Below are 18,978 nucleotides of genomic sequence, written 5' to 3'. Positions count from 1 at the left end.
TTCAATGGGCGGTGCAGCTTACTGAGGTAGGTGCGGAGTACCGCCCTGTGTTGCGTGTCTCACAGACTCAGATCTTGCCGACCAGGTCCAGGGACGGAGCCAGAGTGGCCTCGCCTTCTTTCCACTTGGCTGGGCAAACTTCGCCTGGGTGAGCAGCAACGTACTGAGCAGCCTTGATCTTGCGCAGCAGCTCGGAAGCGTCACGGCCAACGCCGCCATCGTTCAGCTCAACGATTTTGATCTGGCCTTCAGGGTTGATCACGAAGGTGCCACGGTCAGCCAGACCCGCTTCTTCGATCAGCACGTCGAAGTTGCGGGAGATGACGTGGGTCGGGTCGCCGATCATGGTGTATTCGATTTTGCCGATGGCTGGCGAAGTGTTGTGCCAGGCAGCGTGAGCAAAGTGGGTGTCGGTCGAAACGCTGTAGATTTCCACGCCCAGTTTCTGGAACGCAGCGTAGTTGTCGGCCAGGTCTTCCAGCTCGGTTGGGCAAACGAAAGTGAAGTCGGCTGGGTAGAAGAACACTACGGACCATTTGCCTTTCAGGTCAGCGTCCGAGACTTGTACGAAGTCGCCGTTTTTGAATGCGGTAGCTTTGAACGGTTTTACTTGGCTGTTGATGATAGGCATTGATGACTCTCCGTCAGGGTTGTGAATTCGATGGGTGAATCCTACCCACTCACTCGACGGATGGCTCATTGGCAAACCTGATGCTGCTGATTTGTTTTCGCTATTAGCTGACTGTATTAATAGAAGAAAACCATATCTACGACGAAGCCGGCTTATCCGTAATCCGAGCCATCCCGTGAAAGGGGCTCGCTTCAACATAGCGCATGGCTGACTTCATATCCTTCCAGCCGACATAGCTCATCAAGGATTTCAGATCCCAGCCACTTTGATGCGCCCAGGTGGCAAAGCCGCGACGCAGGGAATGGCTGGTGTAGCGCTCGGCCGGGATGCCGGCGCGTTCCAGCGCCTGACGCAGTAATGGAATGACACTGTTGGCGTGCAAGCCCTCCTCGCTCAGATGTCCCCAGCGGTCGATGCCGCGAAATACCGGACCGCGTACCAGCGCCGCCTCGGTGATCCAGTCGATATAAGCCTGCACCGGGCACAGTTTGAGCAGCGCCGGCGCCTGATACGTCTGCCCGAGGTTCTCGCGGTCGCCCTTGCTGCGCGGTAAATACAAGGTGATGCCGCTGCCGGCGTGCGCCTGCACATGCTCGATTTGCAAACGGCACAACTCATCGCTGCGAAAGCCGCGCCAGAAGCCCAGCAGGATCAGCGCCCGGTCGCGACAGGCCTTGAGCAACTGCGGGCGATCTTGCTGCTGCCGCGCACTGCGGACTTCCTGATCAAGCCAGTCGACCACTTGCTGCAGATCGTGCAATTGCAGCGGCTCGGCCTGTTTTTCCTGCGCCGGATGCAGTGCGCGAATGCCTTTGAAGACCTTGCGCACCACTGGCGCCTTGGTTGGGTCGGCAAAACCCTGACTGTTGTGCCACTGCGCCAGCGCCGACAAACGCAGCTTCAGCGTATTGATCGACAGCACGCCGGCATGCTCGACCAGATAACGCGCAACGCTATCGGCCGTCGCCGGCAGGAACCCGCCCCACTTCACTTCAAAGTGTTCAATCGCCGAACGATAGCTACGGCGGGTGTTGTCACGGGTGGCAGCTTGCAGATAGCGATCAATCTCGCTCATGGACAGTGTTCTCGCTGGCCTACTGATTCAGGGCGACAAAAGCAATTTAATCACCTGACATTGGGTAATACCAGTATATCCCGTCTGTTATTAATCAAACATTTAACTTTATTTTCAGCGTGGTACACTGCGTACTTTGGTGGCATGTACCACAGTACGAAACGGTAGGAGTTCACATGGCCCGTGGCGGCGTAAATAAAGCAGTGGTTCAGATCGCGCGCACAGCGATTCTGGCCCGAGGCGAACACCCCAGCATCGATGCGGTACGCATTGAGCTGGGCAACACCGGCTCGAAAACCACGATCCATCGCTATCTGAAAGAGCTCGATGACGGCAGCCAACCGGTCGAAGCGTCCGCAGAACCGATCAACGATGAGCTGACGGCGCTGGTCTCGCGCCTCGCCCAGCGCCTGAAAGAACAAGCACAAGAGCCCATTGAACAAGCGCGCGAGCAGTTCGAAGAGCAGCGTGAAACGCTGGAAGCGGAACTCAAGCAAGTACGCCAGGCACTCGAACAACTGGAGCAACAGCACGACATCCAAGGCGCGGCGCTGGCCAAGGAATCCGAGGCGCTGAAAGAAACCCGTTCGATGCTGCAGACCGAGCAAACCCGCAACGCGGGACTCAATCAGGCGCTGGCCGATTTCGAGTTGCGCCTGCAGGACAAGGACGAGCAGATCCGCTCGCTGGAAGAAAAACATCTGCACGCCCGCGATGCGCTTGAGCATTACCGCAACGCCACCAAAGAGCAGCGCGAGCAGGAACAGGCCCGTCACGAGGGACAACTGCAGCAGTTGCAGATGGAATTGCGCCAGGCGCAACAAAGTGCACTGGTGCGTCAGGACGAGATCACCCAGCTGCATCGCGACAACGAACGTCTGCTCACGGAAAACCGTGGTACCCAGCGCGAACTGAGCCTGATGCAGGATCAGCTCAAGCACAGCAACCAGCGTCAGGATCAGTTGCTGGAGCAAGCCACTCGCGTCGATAACGAACGCACCCTCCTCCAGGAACGCCTGCGCGTGGCCCTGCTGGAGAGTCAGACGCTGAAACAGGATGCCGACGAACAGCGGCAGCTCAATCAGTCACTGGAGAAGGAATTGACCAAGACTCAAGCGAGTCTGGAAGACAGCTTGCGTCTGGCGGCTACCGTTGCAGCAGCGCCAGACACAGGCAAAGCGAAGGATGCTTAAGCGCCGACCGGCGTACGCATGGTGACGAACTCTTCGGCGGCCGTCGGGTGCACCCCGATTGTGTCGTCGAAGTCACGCTTGGTCGCGCCAGCCTTCAGAGCAATCGCCAGACCTTGCACGATCTCACCCGCGTCCGGGCCGACCATATGGCAGCCGAGCACTTTGTCGGTCTTGCCGTCGACCACCAGTTTCATCAGGGTTTTCTCCTGACATTCGGTCAGCGTCAGCTTCATCGGGCGGAAGCGGCTCTCGAAAATCACCACTTCGTGGCCCGCTTCCCGCGCCTCTTCTTCGGTCAAACCGACAGTGCCGATGTTCGGCAGGCTGAACACCGCCGTCGGGATCATCTTGTAATCCACCGGGCGGTATTGCTCCGGCTTGAACAAGCGCCGCGCCACCGCCATGCCTTCGGCCAGTGCCACCGGCGTCAGTTGCACCCGGCCGATGACATCACCCAACGCCAGAATCGACGGTTCGCTGGTCTGGTATTGCTCGTCGACCTTGATGAAGCCCTTGTCGGTGAGCTGCACATCGGTGTTTTCCAGACCCAGATTGTCCAGCATCGGACGGCGACCCGTGGCGTAGAACACGCAGTCGGCTTCCAGTACGCGGCCATCCTTGAGGGTCGCCTTGAGGCTGCCGTCTGGCTGTTTGTCGATGCGCGCGATGTCGGCGTTGAACTGCAGATCCATACCGCGCTTGGTCAGCTCTTCCTGCAAATGCTTGCGCACCGAGCCATCGAAACCACGCAGGAACAGATCGCCGCGATACAACAGCGTGGTGTTGGCGCCCAGGCCGTGGAAAATCCCGGCGAACTCGACCGCGATGTAACCACCACCGACCACCAATACACGTTTCGGCAGTTCTTTGAGGAAGAACGCCTGATTGGAACTGATCGCGTGTTCGTGCCCCGGAATCTCCGGAATCTGCGGCCAGCCACCCGTAGCGATCAGGATGTTTTTCGCGGTGAAGCGCTCACCGTTGACCTCGACCTCATGCGGGCCGACGATCTTCGCGTGGGCTTCGTGCAGGGTCACGCCACTGTTGACCAGCAGGTTGCGATAAATGCCGTTGAGGCGATTGATTTCGCGGTCCTTGTTGGCGATCAGGGTCGCCCAGTCGAAACTGGCTTCACCCAGACTCCAGCCGAAACCGGACGACTGCTCGAAGTCTTCGGCGAAATGCGCGCCGTACACCAGCAGTTTCTTCGGCACGCAGCCGACGTTGACGCAGGTACCGCCCAGATAACGACTCTCGGCCACCGCCACTTTCGCGCCGAAACCGGCCGCGAAGCGCGCTGCACGTACACCGCCGGAACCGGCACCAATCACATAAAGGTCAAAATCGTAGGCCATTGCTATCTCCTCGGCAGGCCAACAGCATACCCGCCACCGTCCATTGGGCAAGCGCCGTGCGCAGCTTTTCGCCCGCCTCGGCGAAGTCGGGAAACTTCTCCAAATAATAATATTTCTTGTTTGATACTAAATCGTCGGGCTGCACCTCGTCTTTGAACCAACGGATTTTTTCCCTCGAAGACAAGGAGTCGGCTGCGATGTTCGCGCCCATTACCCGTTCCATGACCTTGACTGTCGGCTTGTTCAGCATGGCGTTAAGTCCCGATCTGCTGGCTGAAACCGACCCTGAAACAGCACCACAATCCGCCGCCCAGGCGCTGGAACTGGACGCCACCAGCGTCAGCGCTGAAGGCCTCGGCCTCAATACCGAAAACACTCATTCCTACACCACCGGCGCGATGAGCACCGCAACGCGGCTGAACCTGTCGATCAAGGAAACCCCGCAATCGGTGTCCGTGGTCACGCGCCAGCAGATGGATGATTTCAAGCTCGGTACATTGTCCGAAGCCATGCGTCAGACCACCGGTATTGTCGTGCAACACAACGACTCGGACCGAGTCAGCTATTCGGCGCGGGGTTACCCGATCAACAATTTCCAGATCGACGGCATGCTCAACACCTTCGGGCGCATGAAGTCGGATTCGGACACCATCATCTACGACCGCATCGAAGTGGTCCGCGGCGCGACCGGCCTCACCACCGGCGCCGGTGATCCCTCCGCCACCATCAACATGGTGCGCAAACGCCCGACTGCCCAGTGGCAGACACTGGCCGGTGTCAGCGGCGGCAGCTACGACAATTACTACAGCTATGTCGATGTCGGTGGGCCGCTGGCTTTCGACGGCCGGCTGCGCGGGCGCACGGTGCTGGCCTATCGTGACAGCCAGTCGTTCCGTGACAAATACGCGCTGCAACGCGAGGTCGGCTACGGCATTCTCGAAGCTGATCTGACCGATTCCACGGTGCTAGCCGTCGGTTACGACTATCAGGACAAGCAGGTACAAGGCACCTCCTGGGGCACCGTGCCGTACTGGAACGCCAACGGCAGCAAGGCGGGCCTTGGCCGGTCGACGAACATGGCGACCTCCTGGAGTTCCTGGCCGCTGAAGGACAAGACCGCATTCGTCACCCTGGACCAGCAATTGGGTGATGGCTGGAAGTTGAAGGCCGCCTACACCCACCGCGAAAGTGATACCGACGGCAAGGTCTATTACGGCGGCAGCGGATTCCCCGAGGCCGACCGCAGCGGCATGACGGCCTACATGGGGCACATGCTTGGCACGCAGAAAATGAGCGTGTACGACTTCAACCTGTCGGGGCCGTACCAATTGTTCGGCCGCGAACACGAGATGATGTTCGGCTACGGCGAGGCGGAAAACCGCTCGACTTCGCCCTACGCCTTCAACGGCCCCCAAGCCGCCGACTACGGCAAGATCCGCGACTGGAAATACATGGGTGACATCGGCAAGTTCGCCGACACCGTTACCGGCCTGCCGGGCGCGCGCGGCATCACTCGGCAAAAGGCCGGTTACCTCGCGACCCGCCTGAGCCTGACCGATGAGCTGCATGCCGTCATCGGCAGCCGCTATGGCAGCTGGGACGAATCCAGCACCGATTACTACTATGACGCGCAGCAAAAACTGACCAGCACCGATGCCACCCATCAGCGTCAGAACGATATCTGGACGCCCTACGCCGGCCTGCTTTATGACCTGACGCCGGAGTACACGGCTTACGTCAGCTACACCGATATTTTCAAACCGCAGAGTAAACGCGACAGCAACCGCAATTACCTCGACCCCGTGGTTGGCAGCAACTACGAAGTCGGGCTCAAGGGCAGCCTGCTCGACGAACGCCTGAACCTGGCGACGGCAGTGTTCTGGAGCAAACAGGACAACGTCGCCGAGCGCGACAACTCGGTGCCCCCAGACCCAGTGAGTGGCGAGGAGTTTTTCAAGTCCGGCGGCAAGGGCAACAAGGTCAATGGCTTCGAGGCCGAGGTGTCCGGCGAAATCCTCAATGGCTGGAACATGACCGCCGGCTACACCTACACCCATTCCGTCGACGGCGAAAAACAGCGCAGCAACACCGCTCAACCGCTGAACATGTTGCGGCTGTCCACGACCTATCGCTTGCCGGGCAACTGGCACGCACTGACTGTCGGTGGCGCGGTGAACTGGCAGAGCGACGTCTATGGCGCGGCCAACCGCCCGGTCGGGCGCGGCGCCAACGGCCGGATCATCACCGAACCGGCGCGGATCAATCAGCAGGCCTACAGCGTGGTCAAGCTGATGTCACGTTATGAATTCGACAAGCACCTGTCGGCATCGCTGAACGTCGATAACCTGTTCGACAAGAAGTATTACGACAACGTCGGTTTCTACAACGGCGTGTACTGGGGCGACCCGCGCACGGTGACGCTGAGCCTGGACTGGAAGCTCTGACCCATCCAATCAAACCAAACCCTGTGGTGAGGGGATTCATCCCCGATGGGTCGCGAAGCGGCCCCACGCTCGAGGTGACGCGCAATGCGTCACCCAATCCCTCACCACCGCTGTTAACCCCGAGTTAATGCCGCGCCGGGACACTGTGCCCCGAGATCTGCTTCATGGACGAACGGCTCCCACGTTTTTCAGTAGGAGGCACCATGAAAACCACCACCGCCATTCTTGCCGGGCTACTCGCCCTCGGTTCCGCCAGTGCCTTTGCCGAGGGCGGCGCCGAACGCATGCGGCATTACTACGACAACTTCCCGGTCCACCCCGCGCAAAGCGAACAACCGACCGACAGCAAAGCAGCGGAACTGCAGGTTCCGGACGATCAGACCGCGCAAGTCACCGAGTCTTATCGCAACTGATTCACCGAGCAACCGATGGACCTCCGATGGCTCCGCTCTGGCCTCGGAGACGACAGTTGGGCGCCCTGTGTGGGGCGCCTTTTTTATGCCTGCAGATCCTTGATCCAGAACAGCATGCGGCCATGTTCCGGGTCGAACATGCCAGGGGCGAAGCCGAACTTTTGATAGGCGTTCTGCGCCACCGCATTGCCTTCGAGCACTTCCAGGGTGATCTTGCAGCAGCCGCGCTGGCGGGAAATCTCCTCGACCTTGCGCAGCATTTTCTGGCTCAGCCCGAGGCCGCGAAATTTCGAAATCACCGCCACGTCATGAACATTGACCAGCGGTTTGCAGGCAAACGTCGAGAACCCTTCAAAGCAGTTCACCAGCCCTGCCGGCTCACCACCGACAAACGCCAGCACGCTGAACGCGTGGGGCCGGCGGGCCAGTTCTTCAGGCAGGCGACGCAGCAGCTCGGGGGCAATCGGCTGACCGCCGCCCATCGGATCTTCTGCGTAGTGATTGAGCACAATGCCGATAGCTTCGGCGTGCAGCGGATTGGTGTAGCTGGCTTGCAGCACAAGTATTTCTGCGGAATCCATTTCCATCCCCGATCAAAGCCCCGGCGTGCAAGGTGCGCACCTGAAAGGCTGCTCGACCTTAACGCGAGGCTGCCGTGGGCCACAATCGGAGAAACGCTGATAGCAAACGCCTGCAGGAGCTGCCGCTGGCTGCGATCTTTTGATTTTCCAGCGTCAGCGCCCCCAGATCAGCTCCTCGGTCCAACCCAGTTCGGCAAAATCCTGAGCACGCAAGCCGCTCTCGCCAGCGCAGAAAAACTCATCCAGCTGCGGCGGATTTACCGAGGTCGCGCTGAGCATCGCATGCACTTGCCCACGATGATGGATCTGATGCTCGAACAGGTGCGAAAGCATGCGCAGGCGACTGTCGTGCTGCGGCGTTTCCCGGGCGATGGTGACGATCCGCCCCAGATCGGCATCGCGCAGTTGCTCACAATAAGCGATCAACCGACGGTCCACGTGCGCCTGCTCTTCACGCAGCGCAGAGGCCTCGGTAAACGGCTCGTCACGTTCGAAAAACACATAGCAGTCGGGATGCGGCTCGTCACCGCGCAACTCGCGCTCCAGCGCGTCGACGTAGAACCAGTCGCACGTCAGGATGTGATTGAGCGTGAGGCGGATGCTCGGAAAAAAACTCACCCGTGGCGCTGCCAGAGCCTCAGCGTCGAGTTGGGCCCAAGCGTTGCCCAAGCGATGATTGGCCCACGCGTTCTGGTAGGCCATGGTCAGTAAATGATGCGACAGCGGTTGGCTCATGTTCGCGCCCTCTGCGCTCAGGATTCGGCAAAACGCTGCAACTGCATCTCCTGCAATCGGCTGAGGGTGCGCCGGAACGGAAATTCCAGATAACCCTCGGTGTACAGCGCGTCCATCGGCACCTGCGCCTCAATGTACAGCGGGACTTTACGGTCGTAACACTCGTCGACCAAGGCGATGAAGCGACGCACGCCGTCGTCGTGCACCGACAGTTGCGGCAGTTCGCGGTCGCCGGCCACCACCTGCGCCGAGCCATCCTCGGTACCGCGAGCGATACGCCCTTCGCGCTTCTGCGCGCTGAGGTTCGGCACGTCGCTCAACAGAATAGACCGATAGCGGTCGCACAGCGCGATGAAGTCCATCGCGGCGAACGGTTGTTCGCAGAGATCGGTATAGCGGCACCAGAGCACCGATTCGCTGGCCTGCACCACGTTCAACAGGCGATGGCCGACGGGCACTGGCTCGTTGCTGGCGAGCTGCCCGGCGTTGAGCGACTGGAAGACCTGCTGCAGCGCGCTGTCCTGCCCCTGCGCAACGACAAAATACCGCTGCAGACCCGCACCCGGATGCAGGCGATGATCCTCGGCGCCATTCACCGCCACCACCTGCATGTGCGCCTTGATCGCAGCAATCGCCGGGACAAACCGGTCGCGGTTGAAGCCGTCGGCATACAACTCGTCCGGTGGCAGGTTGGAGGTGCAGACCACCACCACGCCTTCGTCGAACATCACCTGAAACAGCCGACCGAGGATGATCGCGTCGCCGATGTCGTTGACGAACAGCTCATCGAAACACAGCACCCGCACTTGCGCCGCCAGTTCCTTGGCCAACGCTCGCAGCGGATCGGCGATCCCGGTCAACTGGAACGAGCGCTGGTGCACCCAGCCCATGAAATGATGAAAGTGCTGCCGTCGGGCCGGCACCCGCAGGCTCTGATAGAACTGATCCATCAACCAGGTCTTGCCGCGCCCGACCGGGCCCCACAAATACACGCCGGCGACCGAACGGGCACCGGCATGCAAGGCTTCATGGCATTTTTGCAGCGCCCAGACCGCATGTTCCTGGGCTTCATCCTGGATGAAGCCCTTGTGCTTGATCGCGTTTTGCCAGGCGCTTAGAGGAGAGTCGAAAGTCATGCGCGGCAGTATATATCCCTGCAGCAGCTGTCGAGTGCAACGAAGCTGCGATCTTTTTATTTTGTTTTAAAGATCAAAAGATCGCAGCCTTCGGCAGCTCCTACACAGGGGTTGTGGGGTGTCAGAGGTCGACTTTATGTCGGGCGGCGTAGAGGCAGAGCATTTCCATGGCCAGGGTTGCCGCTGCCAGTGACGTTACGTCCGCATGATCATAGGCCGGTGCCACTTCCACCACGTCCATGCCCACCAGATTGATCCCGCGCAAACCGCCGAGGATTTCCAGCGCCTGCAACGTGCTCAGCCCGCCACACACTGGAGTGCCGGTACCCGGAGCGAAGGCCGGATCGAGGCAGTCGATATCGAACGTCAGGTACACCGGGTGATCGCCAACCCGCGCGCGAATCGCCTCGACAATCGCCTCGCAGCCTCGCCGATGTACCTGACGTGCATCAAGCACGGCAAAGCCTTGATGATCGTCATTGGTGGTGCGTAAACCGATCTGCACCGAGCGCGCCGGATCGACCAGGCCCTCCTTGGCCGCATGCCAGAACATGGTGCCGTGATCGACACGTTTGCCGCCCTCGTCCGGCCAGGTGTCGCTGTGCGCATCGAAGTGGATCAGCGACAGCGCGCCGTGTTTGCGCGCATGGGCCTTGAGCAGCGGATAGGTGATGAAGTGGTCGCCGCCAAACGTCAGCATGGCGCTGCCGGCATCAAGAATGCGTTCGGCGTGAGCCTCGATGCTTTCCGGAATGGTGTGCGGCGAGCCGTAATCGAAGTCGCAATCGCCGTAGTCGATCACCGCCAGATGATCGAACGGATCGAACGCCCACGGCCAGTGCCGTTCCCAGGCGATCCCGGTGGACGCGGCGCGAATCCCCCGAGGCCCGAAACGCGCGCCCGGGCGATTGCTGGTAGCGGTGTCGAACGGAACCCCGCTGACCGCCACGTCGACGCCGCGCAAATCACGGCTGTAGCGGCGACGCATGAAACTGGTGATCCCGGCGTAAGTGCTTTCGGCGGCAGTCCCGTACAGGCTGTCACGGGTCATGGCCTGGTCGTTGAGCATCGGCACGTCCATCGGTGTGCTCCTTTGATTATTGATGGCTACGGAAAGTGGTCCACAGACGCGTGCGCTGACGCATGTCCTTGAGGCTCATGCTGCGGTCGGCGTACAACCGATCGCGCACTTCGGCGGGTGGATAGATGTCCGGATCATTGCGCACCGCCTCGTCCACCAGCGGCGTTGCAGCCTGATTGGCGGTGGCAAAAAACAGCGTGTTGGTCAGCTCGGCGACGGACTCGGGGCGCAGCATGAATTCGATAAACGCCCGCGCCGCCTGCGGGTTCGGCGCATCCTTGGGAATCGCCAGGTTGTCCTGCCAGATCAACGTACCTTCGCGCGGAATCCGGTAAGCGACCTCGTACGGTTTGCTGGCCTTGTGCGCCTGATCGGCAGCCATGCTCACGTCGCCGTTGTAGGTCAGTGCCAGACAGACGCTGCCATTGGCCAGGTCGTTGATCTGCCGGCCGGTGGCGACATACAGCACCGAAGGCTGGAGTTTCTGTAACAAGGTTTCGGCGGCGGCCAGATCATTCTTGTCGGTGCTGTAGGGATCTTTACCCAAGTAGTGCAACGCCAGGCCAATGACTTCTTGCGGCGAGTCGAGCACGGCAATCCCGCAGTCCTTGAGCTTGCTGGCGTACTCGGGTTTGAACAGCAGGTCGAGGCTGTTGAGTGGCACATCCGGCAAACGCTTTTTCACCGCCTCGACATTCAGCCCCAGCCCCAACGTGCCCCAGGTATAAGGCACGGCGTAGCGATTACCGGGATCAACGGCGGCGAGTTTTTCCAGCAGATCGGGATCAAGGTTGGCGTAACCCTTGAGGCCCTCATGGGGAATTTCCTTCAGCGCTCCCGCCGCCAAGCCACGGGCCAGCACGCTGGACGATGGCACCACCACGTCATAACCGCTGCCACCGGTCAGCAGTTTGGTTTCCAACACCTCGGAGGTATCAAAGGTGTCGTAGCGCACATGAATGCCGGTCTCCTGCTCGAAACGCTGCAGCGTCTGCGCCGGCACGTAATCGGCCCAACTGTAGAGATTGAGGGTTTTATCCTCGGCCTGTGCCGGGATGACCACGGACAATAACAGCGCGGGAAAACACAGCTTGAATACGGGAGCCATGACGAACACCTGACCGGAGGAAGTGGTGGCAGGATGCGCCGTCGGATACATTGCAGAAATACCAAGTTTGTTAACCTGACTTTATCCGGGAGTAATGTAATGCTCGGTCAGCTTCACGACGTCGACCTGCAGTTGCTGCGCCTGTTTGTGCGGGTCGTGGAATGTGGCGGCTTCAGCGCGGCGCAAGGTGAGCTGGGCCTCAGCCAGTCGAGCATCAGTCAGCAAATGGCCAAGCTGGAAACCCGCCTCGGTTATCGCCTGTGCAGCCGGGGCAAGGGTGGTTTCAGCGTGACGCCCAAGGGCGAGCAATTGCTGATCGCAATTCGCACGCTGTTTGCATCCATCGAAACCTTCCGCCATCAATCCAACGGCGTCGCCGGACGGTTGATCGGTGAGGTGCGGCTGGGCCTTTCCGAAGCAGTCGATCAGTCGGTGCTGCTGCGGGTGGCGGATGCGATCCGGCGCTTTCGTGAGCGCGATGAGTCGGTGCGCATCGAGTTGATCAGCGCGATGCCCGGGGAGATGGAGCGCCTGCTGCTGCAACAGCGGCTGGACCTGGCCATCGGTTATTTCTCACAGGTGCAGAACGCTTTCGATTACCGCGAACTGTTCCGGGAAACCCAGCATCTGTACTGCGCACAGGGACATCCGCTGTTCAGCGTCGATGCACCGGATGACGCGGCGTTGCAGGCGTGCGACCGGGTCGATCATCCGTATCGGTTCATGCGCCGTGGCGAGCCGATTGCGGACCAGCGCTGTTCCGCGCGTTCGGAGCAGGTCGAAGGTACCCTCGCGTTCATTCTTTCCGGCAAGCACATCGATTATTTGCCCGATCACTACGCGCGGGTCTGGGAGGACAAGGGACTGCTGCGCGCGCTGCGGCCAGGGGAACTGAGTTTCGACGTGGCGTTTCATCTGGCACGACACCGGGCGCAGGTGCCGGGGGATGCGCAGAAGGCGTTTGAGGTGGATTTGCTCGCAGCCTTTGTTTGAGGATCAAGAGATCGCAGCCTTCGGCAGCTCCTACATTTTGCATTCCTGTAGGAGCTGCCGAAGGCTGCGATCTTTTGATTTAAGGGAAAATCCTCCTCAAACCCAATAAAACCTGACCTTTCAGGCAATTTTTGCTCGTTGCCCTCGCCGCCCTCTTCCGGCATCCTGCGCCTCCATTTTCTGACCCGGCCCCGCCTCACGGCGCGCAAAACACCATGACCGCCTCTGAAAAAGTCCCGCGCAACAACGATCTGATCTACGGCCTCAACGACCGTCCGCACCTCACCGCCACGGTGTTCGCCGCACTGCAACACGTACTGGCCAGCTTCGTCGGCATCATCACCCCGACCCTGATCATGGGCGGCGCCCTCGGTCTGCAAAGTGAAATTCCGTACCTGATCAGCATGGCGCTGTTCGTTTCGGGCCTGGGCACGTTCGTTCAAGCCAAGCGTTTCGGCCCGGTCGGTTCCGGTCTGCTGTGCCTGCAAGGCACCAGTTTTTCCTTTATCAGCGTGATTCTCAGCGCCGGCTTCATGGTCAAGGCCCGGGGCGGCGGCACCGATGAGATTCTCTCGACCATTTTCGGCGTGTGCTTTTTCGCCGCGTTCATCGAAGTGGTGCTGAGCCAGTTCATCGGCAAACTGCGGATGCTGATCACTCCGGTGGTCACCGGCACCATCATCACCTTGATGGGTCTGTCGCTGATCAAAGTGGCGATGACCGACATTGCCGGCGGTTTCGGCGCGCCTGATCTGGGCGCAGCCAGCCATGTATTCCTGGCCGCTTTGGTGATCGGCACCATCGTTGTGTTGAACCGCGTTGACGTGCCGTTTCTGCGCCTGGGCGCCATCGTCATCGGCCTGACCCTCGGCTACGTGGTCGCATGGCTGATGGGCACCGTGGATTTCGCCTCGATGCCCGAAGTGCCGCTGGTCAGCGTGCCGGTGCCGTTCAAGTACGGCTTCAATTTCGACTGGGTAGCGTTCGTGCCGGTGGCGGTGATTTTCCTGGTTTCGCCCCTGGAAGCCGCTGGCGACCTGACCGCCAACTCGATGATTTCACGGCAACCGGTCAAGGGCCCGCTGTACATTCGCCGGATCAAGTCCGGTCTGCTCGCCGATGGCCTCAATTCGGCGATGGCCGCAGTATTCAACAGCATGCCGATGGTCACGTTCGCGCAGAACAACGGCGTGATCCAGTTGACCGGCGTCGCCAGCCGCTACGTGGCGTTCTTCATCGCCGGCCTGTTGGTGCTGCTGGGGCTGTTCCCGATGATCGGCGCGGTGCTGCAACTGATGCCCAAACCGGTGCTCGGCGGCGCCGAACTGGTGATGTTCGGCACCGTGGCCGTGGCCGGGATCAAGATCCTCGCCGAGGCTGGCCTGCATCGGCGCAACATGTTGATCGTGGCGATCTCCGTGGGCATGGGCCTGGGCATCGCCGCCGTGCCGGAAGTGCTGCGCGAGTTGCCGCAAGCGCTGCGTAACATCTTCGAATCGCCGATCACCGTTGGTGCGTTGTGCGCTATCGTGCTGAATATCTTCCTGCCGGAAGAATTCATTGAACTGGAAGAAGACGATTTCGATCCGGAAGCGTCGATTCTGCAGGTCATGGAAAACCCCGATCTGCCGGCCAAAGCTGAACCTGCCAGCGCAGCGGCGGTCGCACAGTTGAACCGCTGACGCGACGCCATGAAAAAAGGGCTGAACCGGCAACGGTTCAGCCCTTTTCGTTGAGAGACTGTTTATGCGCCGCGTCCACGCCGTCATCCTGTCCCTGCTGCTGTTGTCCCTGAGCGCCTGCGCGCTGTTTCCCAACCGAGACCCGGTGAACATCAACGTGGTCGGCCTCGAACCGTTGCCAAGTCAGGATCTGGAAGTGCGTTTCGCGATCAAGCTGCGGGTGCAGAACCCCAATGAAACGGCCATCGATTACAACGGTATCGCCCTGGATCTGGAGGTCAACGGCCGTCCCTTGGCCTCGGGCGTCAGCGATCAGGTCGGCTCGATCCCGCGCTTCTCGGAAACCGTGGTCAGCGTGCCGGTCAGCGTTTCCGCGTTCTCGGTGCTGCGCCAGACCCTCGGCCTGAGCCAGACCCAAACCCTCGATAACCTGCCTTACGTCTTGCGCGGCAAACTCGCGGGCGGGGTGTTCGGCACCATGCGATTTGTCGACAGCGGCAAGCTGAGTTTGCCAAAGGCCACTGCTGCGACCTGGTAATCAACTGCACATACCTATCCCCTGTGGGAGCGAGCTTGCTCGCGAAAGCGCCAGATCAGCCAGCATCATTGTTGAATGGCACACCGCATTCGCGAGCAAGCTCGCTCCCACAGGGTATGTGTCAGTCCTGAAGTCATGCGCTGAAACGCACGCCGGGTTTGGCCCGTTCATCGACACTCAACTCAAACACATCCGGCCGCGCATAGTGGCCAACCACGTCATAGTCATAGCGCGCCCGAACCAGCTCATCAGTATCGATCTCAGCCGTGAGCAACCCGGCCTCGCCACGCAACGGCCCGGCCAGCACATCGCCCATCGGCCCGACAATCACGCTGCCGCCGGCAATCAACGGTCGATCCGCCGGCCAGTTGGCAATCTCCATGCCCAGCGCGTTCGGCGAAGCCTGCACCTGACAGGCACTCACCACAAAGCAACGGCCCTCATGGGCGATGTGACGCATGCTGACCTGCCACATCTCACGCTCGTCCACGGTCGGCGCGCACCAGACTTCAATGCCTTTGGCGTACATCGCCGTGCGCAGCAGCGGCATCATGTTTTCCCAGCACACCACCGCACCGAGCCTGCCGACCTGAGTGTCGAGCACCGGCAGCGTCGAGCCGTCGCCCTTGCCCCAGATCAGCCGTTCGGTGCCGGTCGGCATCAGTTTGCGATGCTTGGCCACCAGCCCCGCCTGCGGGTCGAAATACAGCGCCGTGCAATACAGCGTGCTGCCGGCACGCTCGATCACGCCGATCACCAGATTGGCCCCGGTGCGCGCAGACAGGCCGGCCAGTGCCTCGGTCTCGGGCCCCGGCACGTCAATGGCGTTCGCGAAATAGCGTGCGAAGGCCTCGCGCCCCTCGGGCAGGCGATAGCCCAACTGAGTGCCAAAGCCCTCGCCTTTCGGATAGCCACCGAGCAACGCTTCCGGCATCACCACCAACGCCGCGCCGGACTCGCTGATCGCGTCTTCCCAGCTGAGGATCTGTTCCAGGGTTTCACCCTTGCCACCGGGCAAGGCGCCAATCTGCAGGGCGGCGACGATTGATTTGGGCATTGCAGTCACTCCATCAGGTTCAAGTGTTGCCGATTCTGCGGCGGCGCGGGATCATGAATAAAGACCGATTCACTGCTGAATGATATGAGCCAAATGAATATCGCAACCATCGACCTCAACCTGCTGAAAGTCTTCGAAGCCCTGCATGAGGAGTCCAGCGCCAGCCGTGCGGCGCTGCGTTTGGGCGTGACCCAATCGGCGGTCAGCGCGGCGTTGCGCCGGTTGCGTGACGTGTATGGTGATCAATTGTTCGTGCGCACCGGACGCGGTCTGGCACCGACGCTCAAGGCCAATCAACTGAAGCCGGTGGTCAGCGAGGCGTTGAACAAATGCCGGCAAAGCCTGGCGATGGTTGACCCGGCGGCCCATCACTATGACGGCCGTTCGGTGACGGTGGGCCTGTCCGATGACTTCGAAATTGCCTATGGCCGGCGCCTGATCGAAGAAATCGCCCGCTGTGCACCCAAGCTGCGGCTGATCTTCCGCCAGACCCACAGCCAGATCGTCGCTCGCGCCCTGATGGAGCGCAGCATCGACCTGGCGATCACCGCCGGCGGGTTTGCCGAACGCCTGCTCAGTCGTCTGGTATTGGGTGAAGGGGATTATGCCTGTCTGATCGATCCGGGCAGTCTGGCGCCCGGTCAACAGGGCATCGATTTGCCGGAGTTCGTCGCCCGTGAGCACATTCTGGTGTCATCGGGCGGCTTTATCGGCATCACCGATGAAGGTCTGGCGGCGCTGGGGCTGAGCCGGCGGGTCTGCGCCTCCACCACCCACTTTGCCGCGCTGCCGCATCTGCTCAAGGGCAGCGACGCCGTGGCAACCATCCCGACCCATGCCGCCCAGGCCATTGCCCAGCTCAGCGGACTGATGCTGCTGCCCTGCCCACTGGCGCTGCCGCGTTACCCGATCGAACTGGGCTGGCGCACCAGCACGCAGATCGACCCGGTGGTGATCAAGGTACGTGAGGCGATTGTTGCGTGTTTCAACGCAGACTGACGGCTGTGTTACTTGTTGGCCGCCATCAGTCGATTGACCTCACTGCGCACCATGTTGGCGAATTCCGGCGGGGACATGCCATCAAGCTCGGCGCGCACCCACTCGGCCCATTTGCCCTTGCGCTTGGAGCGTTCGCCGAACAACCGCGCGGCTTCGCCTTTGGCTTTGCCCAGATTGTTCTGCCAGAGTTCGAACAGACGGGATTTCTCGTCTTCCAGCGCGGCGCGCTCGGCGAGGGATTTGTCGGCCAGATTGAAACTCATGGGGAAATACCTGCTGCGTAAAATGGCGACATCTTACACGCTCGGCGAAAATCTCCCGCGCAGGTTTTTCTTTCGCACCTAAAATCAGTGCAACTTTTCAGTCCGCGCCACACTCCATTGATCACTGTTCATCCATCTGCAAGGAGTCACCCAATGGCCCGCAAATCCCGCGTGCAAGCCGTCGAAGACCAAATCAAGGATCAGGCGTTCAGCGAACTTCAGGCTTTGATCGAAGAGTCCGACAAACTGCTCAAGAGCAGCGCCTCACTGGTGGGCGAGGAAGCCGAGACCCTGCGCGGACAAATCGCCCTGAAGCTGCAACAGGCGCTGGACTCGGTGTCCAGCGTGCGTGAGCGCACCAAACCGGCGGTCGAGGCCACCGAGAGCTACATTGGCGGCCATCCGTGGCAGACCGTGGCGATTTCCGCCGGTTTTGGCCTGGTGGTGGGCTTGTTGCTCGGTCGTCGCTAAGCGACGTTTGTCAGCGCGCATTGTTCAAGGCCTGACAATAAATCTGTAGCGAGGGAGCTTGCTCCCGCTGGACTGCGCGGCAGTCCCCCTATTCTCAAGCAGACAAAGGGGGCCGCTTCGCAACCCAACGGGAGCAAGCTCCCTCGCCACATCGGTTATCTGACCATTATTCCCCCGCCAGTTCTCGCAACTGCGCCAGCGTCTGCTCGTCCAGCACGATGCCTTCGGCCATTGATCGCGCGCGCTGCAAATGCCGACGATCACCCGGCAAACGTTTCAACCCCACGCCGTGCATCTGCCGCACCAGCTCTTCGCTGCGCTCGGCAAACGGTTGCCCGGCAGCCTTGCTCGGGTCGATGACGATCAGCAACTGCCCGGTCCACGGTGTTTTGGCCCCGGGATGGTTCGACCAGTCGAATTCGAAAGAAAAGTTCCCGCCGGTCAACGCCGCCGCCAGCAGCTCGACCATCATCGACAGCGCCGAACCTTTGTGGCCGCCAAACGGCAACAGTGCGCCGCCCTCAAGAATGGCCTTCGGATCCTGCGTCGCCTGACCCAAACCGTCCACACCCATTCCGGCAGGCAGCCGTTCGCCCTTGCGTGCGGCAATCTGCACGTCGCCGTGAGCTATGGCACTGGTCGCCAGATCGAACACGATCGGTGCTCCGCCGGCGCGGGGCGCGGCAAAGGCAATCGGGTTGGTGCCGAACAGCGGTCTGTCGGCGCCATGGGGCACCACGCAGGTCATGCTGTTGACCACGCTGAGCGCCACCAGGCCTTCCTCGGCGAACGGCTCGACGTCCGGCCAGAGCGCCGCAAAGTGATGGGAATTGCGAATCGCCAATACGGCGATCCCGGCGTTGCGCGCTTTCTCCACCAGCAGCGACCGGGCCGCCGCCAGCGCCGGCTGGGCGAAACCATTGCCGGCATCGACTCGCACAAAACCGGAGGCCACGTCCTCGACCACTGGCACCGCCTGACCATTGACCCAGCCACTGTTGAGGGTCGAGACATAACCGGGGATACGGAACACGCCATGACTGTGCGCCCCATCACGTTCGGCACCGGCGCAGTTGGCAGCCAGGGTGCGGGCGACGGACGCCGACGTACCATGGCGCAGAAAAACCTTTTCAAGCAATTGCGTCAACGCTTCGAGCGAGAGTGTGGACGCAGCGAGGGAAGACAGGGGTTCGTGTGGCGCAGACATCTGAAGCTCCAGACTA

At 60.8% G+C, this 18,978-nt stretch carries 20 protein-coding genes; 8 read left to right on the top strand and 12 right to left on the bottom strand.

Going from position 1 to position 18,978, the window contains the following annotated elements; translation table 11 throughout:
• Positions 1-67 precede the first annotated feature (67 nt).
• Together ahpC and AC193Q_RS05650 are read right to left on the bottom strand one after the other, a co-directional pair.
• Entirely contained in the window at positions 68-631 is a 564-nt protein-coding gene (gene ahpC, locus AC193Q_RS05655; protein ID WP_003224621.1) for an alkyl hydroperoxide reductase subunit C, read from the bottom strand.
• 136 nt (positions 632-767) lie between these two features.
• A complete protein-coding gene (locus AC193Q_RS05650; protein WP_121185325.1) occupies positions 768-1,706 on the bottom strand; it encodes a site-specific integrase in 939 nt (312 codons plus the stop codon).
• Between the two features lie 176 nt (positions 1,707-1,882).
• On the opposite strand from AC193Q_RS05650, the gene AC193Q_RS05645 reads away from it, so the two are divergent.
• Entirely contained in the window at positions 1,883-2,899 is a 1,017-nt protein-coding gene (locus AC193Q_RS05645) for a DNA-binding protein (protein WP_047294247.1), read from the top strand.
• Here AC193Q_RS05645 and gorA read toward each other — a convergent pair.
• The gene (gene gorA / locus AC193Q_RS05640) at positions 2,896-4,254 is read right to left on the bottom strand and encodes a glutathione-disulfide reductase (RefSeq protein ID WP_121185323.1); all 1,359 of its coding nucleotides are present in this window, start codon (positions 4,252-4,254) and stop codon (positions 2,896-2,898) included. The two genes, AC193Q_RS05645 and gorA, sit on opposite strands and share 4 nt — an antisense overlap.
• The gene (locus tag AC193Q_RS05635; RefSeq protein ID WP_047294243.1) at positions 4,238-4,465 is read right to left on the bottom strand and encodes a hypothetical protein; all 228 of its coding nucleotides are present in this window, start codon (positions 4,463-4,465) and stop codon (positions 4,238-4,240) included. Before AC193Q_RS05635 ends, gorA begins: the two co-directional genes overlap by 17 nt.
• Between AC193Q_RS05635 and AC193Q_RS05630 the strand changes: the two genes are divergently transcribed.
• Positions 4,452-6,698, top strand: coding sequence for a TonB-dependent siderophore receptor (locus tag AC193Q_RS05630; RefSeq protein WP_483879280.1), 2,247 nt, complete (start codon positions 4,452-4,454; stop codon positions 6,696-6,698). The genes AC193Q_RS05635 and AC193Q_RS05630 overlap by 14 nt on opposite strands.
• Positions 6,699-6,901: 203 nt before the next feature.
• Positions 6,902-7,111 (top strand): hypothetical protein, encoded by a 210-nt coding sequence (locus AC193Q_RS05625; protein ID WP_121185319.1) that lies wholly within the window; start codon positions 6,902-6,904, stop codon positions 7,109-7,111.
• Between the two features lie 83 nt (positions 7,112-7,194).
• Here the strand turns inward: AC193Q_RS05625 and AC193Q_RS05620 are convergent, their stop codons facing one another.
• From AC193Q_RS05620 to AC193Q_RS05600, 5 genes are all read right to left on the bottom strand, one after another.
• Entirely contained in the window at positions 7,195-7,692 is a 498-nt protein-coding gene (locus tag AC193Q_RS05620) for a GNAT family N-acetyltransferase (protein ID WP_121187753.1), read from the bottom strand.
• A gap of 153 nt (positions 7,693-7,845) precedes the next feature.
• A complete protein-coding gene (locus tag AC193Q_RS05615; protein WP_047294237.1) occupies positions 7,846-8,427 on the bottom strand; it encodes a DinB family protein in 582 nt (193 codons plus the stop codon).
• A 17-nt stretch (positions 8,428-8,444) separates the two neighbouring features.
• Positions 8,445-9,563: a cell division protein ZapE gene (zapE, locus tag AC193Q_RS05610; protein ID WP_483879279.1), complete on the bottom strand. Its 1,119-nt coding sequence runs from the start codon at positions 9,561-9,563 to the stop codon at positions 8,445-8,447.
• Between the two features lie 121 nt (positions 9,564-9,684).
• A complete protein-coding gene (gene speB, locus AC193Q_RS05605) occupies positions 9,685-10,644 on the bottom strand; it encodes an agmatinase (RefSeq protein WP_131670368.1) in 960 nt (319 codons plus the stop codon).
• A 16-nt stretch (positions 10,645-10,660) separates the two neighbouring features.
• Entirely contained in the window at positions 10,661-11,752 is a 1,092-nt protein-coding gene (locus AC193Q_RS05600; protein ID WP_121187751.1) for a polyamine ABC transporter substrate-binding protein, read from the bottom strand.
• Between the two features lie 99 nt (positions 11,753-11,851).
• Here AC193Q_RS05600 and AC193Q_RS05595 point away from each other — a divergent pair, with 99 nt between their 5' ends.
• The 3 genes from AC193Q_RS05595 to AC193Q_RS05585 all read left to right on the top strand — a co-directional run bounded on the left by AC193Q_RS05595 (position 11,852) and on the right by AC193Q_RS05585 (position 14,965).
• A complete protein-coding gene (locus AC193Q_RS05595) occupies positions 11,852-12,745 on the top strand; it encodes a LysR family transcriptional regulator (RefSeq protein ID WP_483879278.1) in 894 nt (297 codons plus the stop codon).
• Between the two features lie 215 nt (positions 12,746-12,960).
• Positions 12,961-14,427 carry a nucleobase:cation symporter-2 family protein gene (locus AC193Q_RS05590; RefSeq protein WP_086791097.1) on the top strand — a complete coding sequence of 489 codons (1,467 nt, stop codon included), beginning with the start codon at positions 12,961-12,963 and terminating at the stop codon, positions 14,425-14,427.
• Positions 14,428-14,491: 64 nt separating this feature from the next.
• The gene (locus AC193Q_RS05585) at positions 14,492-14,965 is read left to right on the top strand and encodes an LEA/WHy family protein (RefSeq protein ID WP_007966053.1); all 474 of its coding nucleotides are present in this window, start codon (positions 14,492-14,494) and stop codon (positions 14,963-14,965) included.
• A gap of 133 nt (positions 14,966-15,098) precedes the next feature.
• Here AC193Q_RS05585 and AC193Q_RS05580 read toward each other — a convergent pair whose 3' ends face one another.
• A complete protein-coding gene (locus AC193Q_RS05580; protein ID WP_483879277.1) occupies positions 15,099-16,022 on the bottom strand; it encodes a carbon-nitrogen hydrolase family protein in 924 nt (307 codons plus the stop codon).
• A gap of 84 nt (positions 16,023-16,106) precedes the next feature.
• Between AC193Q_RS05580 and AC193Q_RS05575 the strand changes: the two genes are divergently transcribed.
• Positions 16,107-17,021, top strand: a complete 915-nt coding sequence (locus AC193Q_RS05575) for a LysR family transcriptional regulator (protein ID WP_483879276.1) — start codon at positions 16,107-16,109, stop codon at positions 17,019-17,021.
• Positions 17,022-17,029: 8 nt separating this feature from the next.
• Here the strand turns inward: AC193Q_RS05575 and AC193Q_RS05570 are convergent, their stop codons facing one another.
• Positions 17,030-17,284, bottom strand: coding sequence for a hypothetical protein (locus AC193Q_RS05570; protein ID WP_003224595.1), 255 nt, complete (start codon positions 17,282-17,284; stop codon positions 17,030-17,032).
• Positions 17,285-17,437: 153 nt separating this feature from the next.
• Between AC193Q_RS05570 and AC193Q_RS05565 the strand changes: the two genes are divergently transcribed.
• Entirely contained in the window at positions 17,438-17,755 is a 318-nt protein-coding gene (locus AC193Q_RS05565; protein ID WP_007961870.1) for an ElaB/YgaM/YqjD family protein, read from the top strand.
• A 166-nt stretch (positions 17,756-17,921) separates the two neighbouring features.
• On the opposite strand, the gene AC193Q_RS05560 is transcribed toward AC193Q_RS05565, so the two are convergent.
• Positions 17,922-18,962 carry an Ldh family oxidoreductase gene (locus AC193Q_RS05560; RefSeq protein WP_483879275.1) on the bottom strand — a complete coding sequence of 347 codons (1,041 nt, stop codon included), beginning with the start codon at positions 18,960-18,962 and terminating at the stop codon, positions 17,922-17,924.
• Positions 18,963-18,978: the final 16 nt, after the last annotated feature.

The organism is Pseudomonas sp. F2 (genome assembly GCF_057174385.1).
Note: the sequence above shows the minus strand (reverse complement) of the source record. Positions and strands in the feature narration are given on the sequence as shown.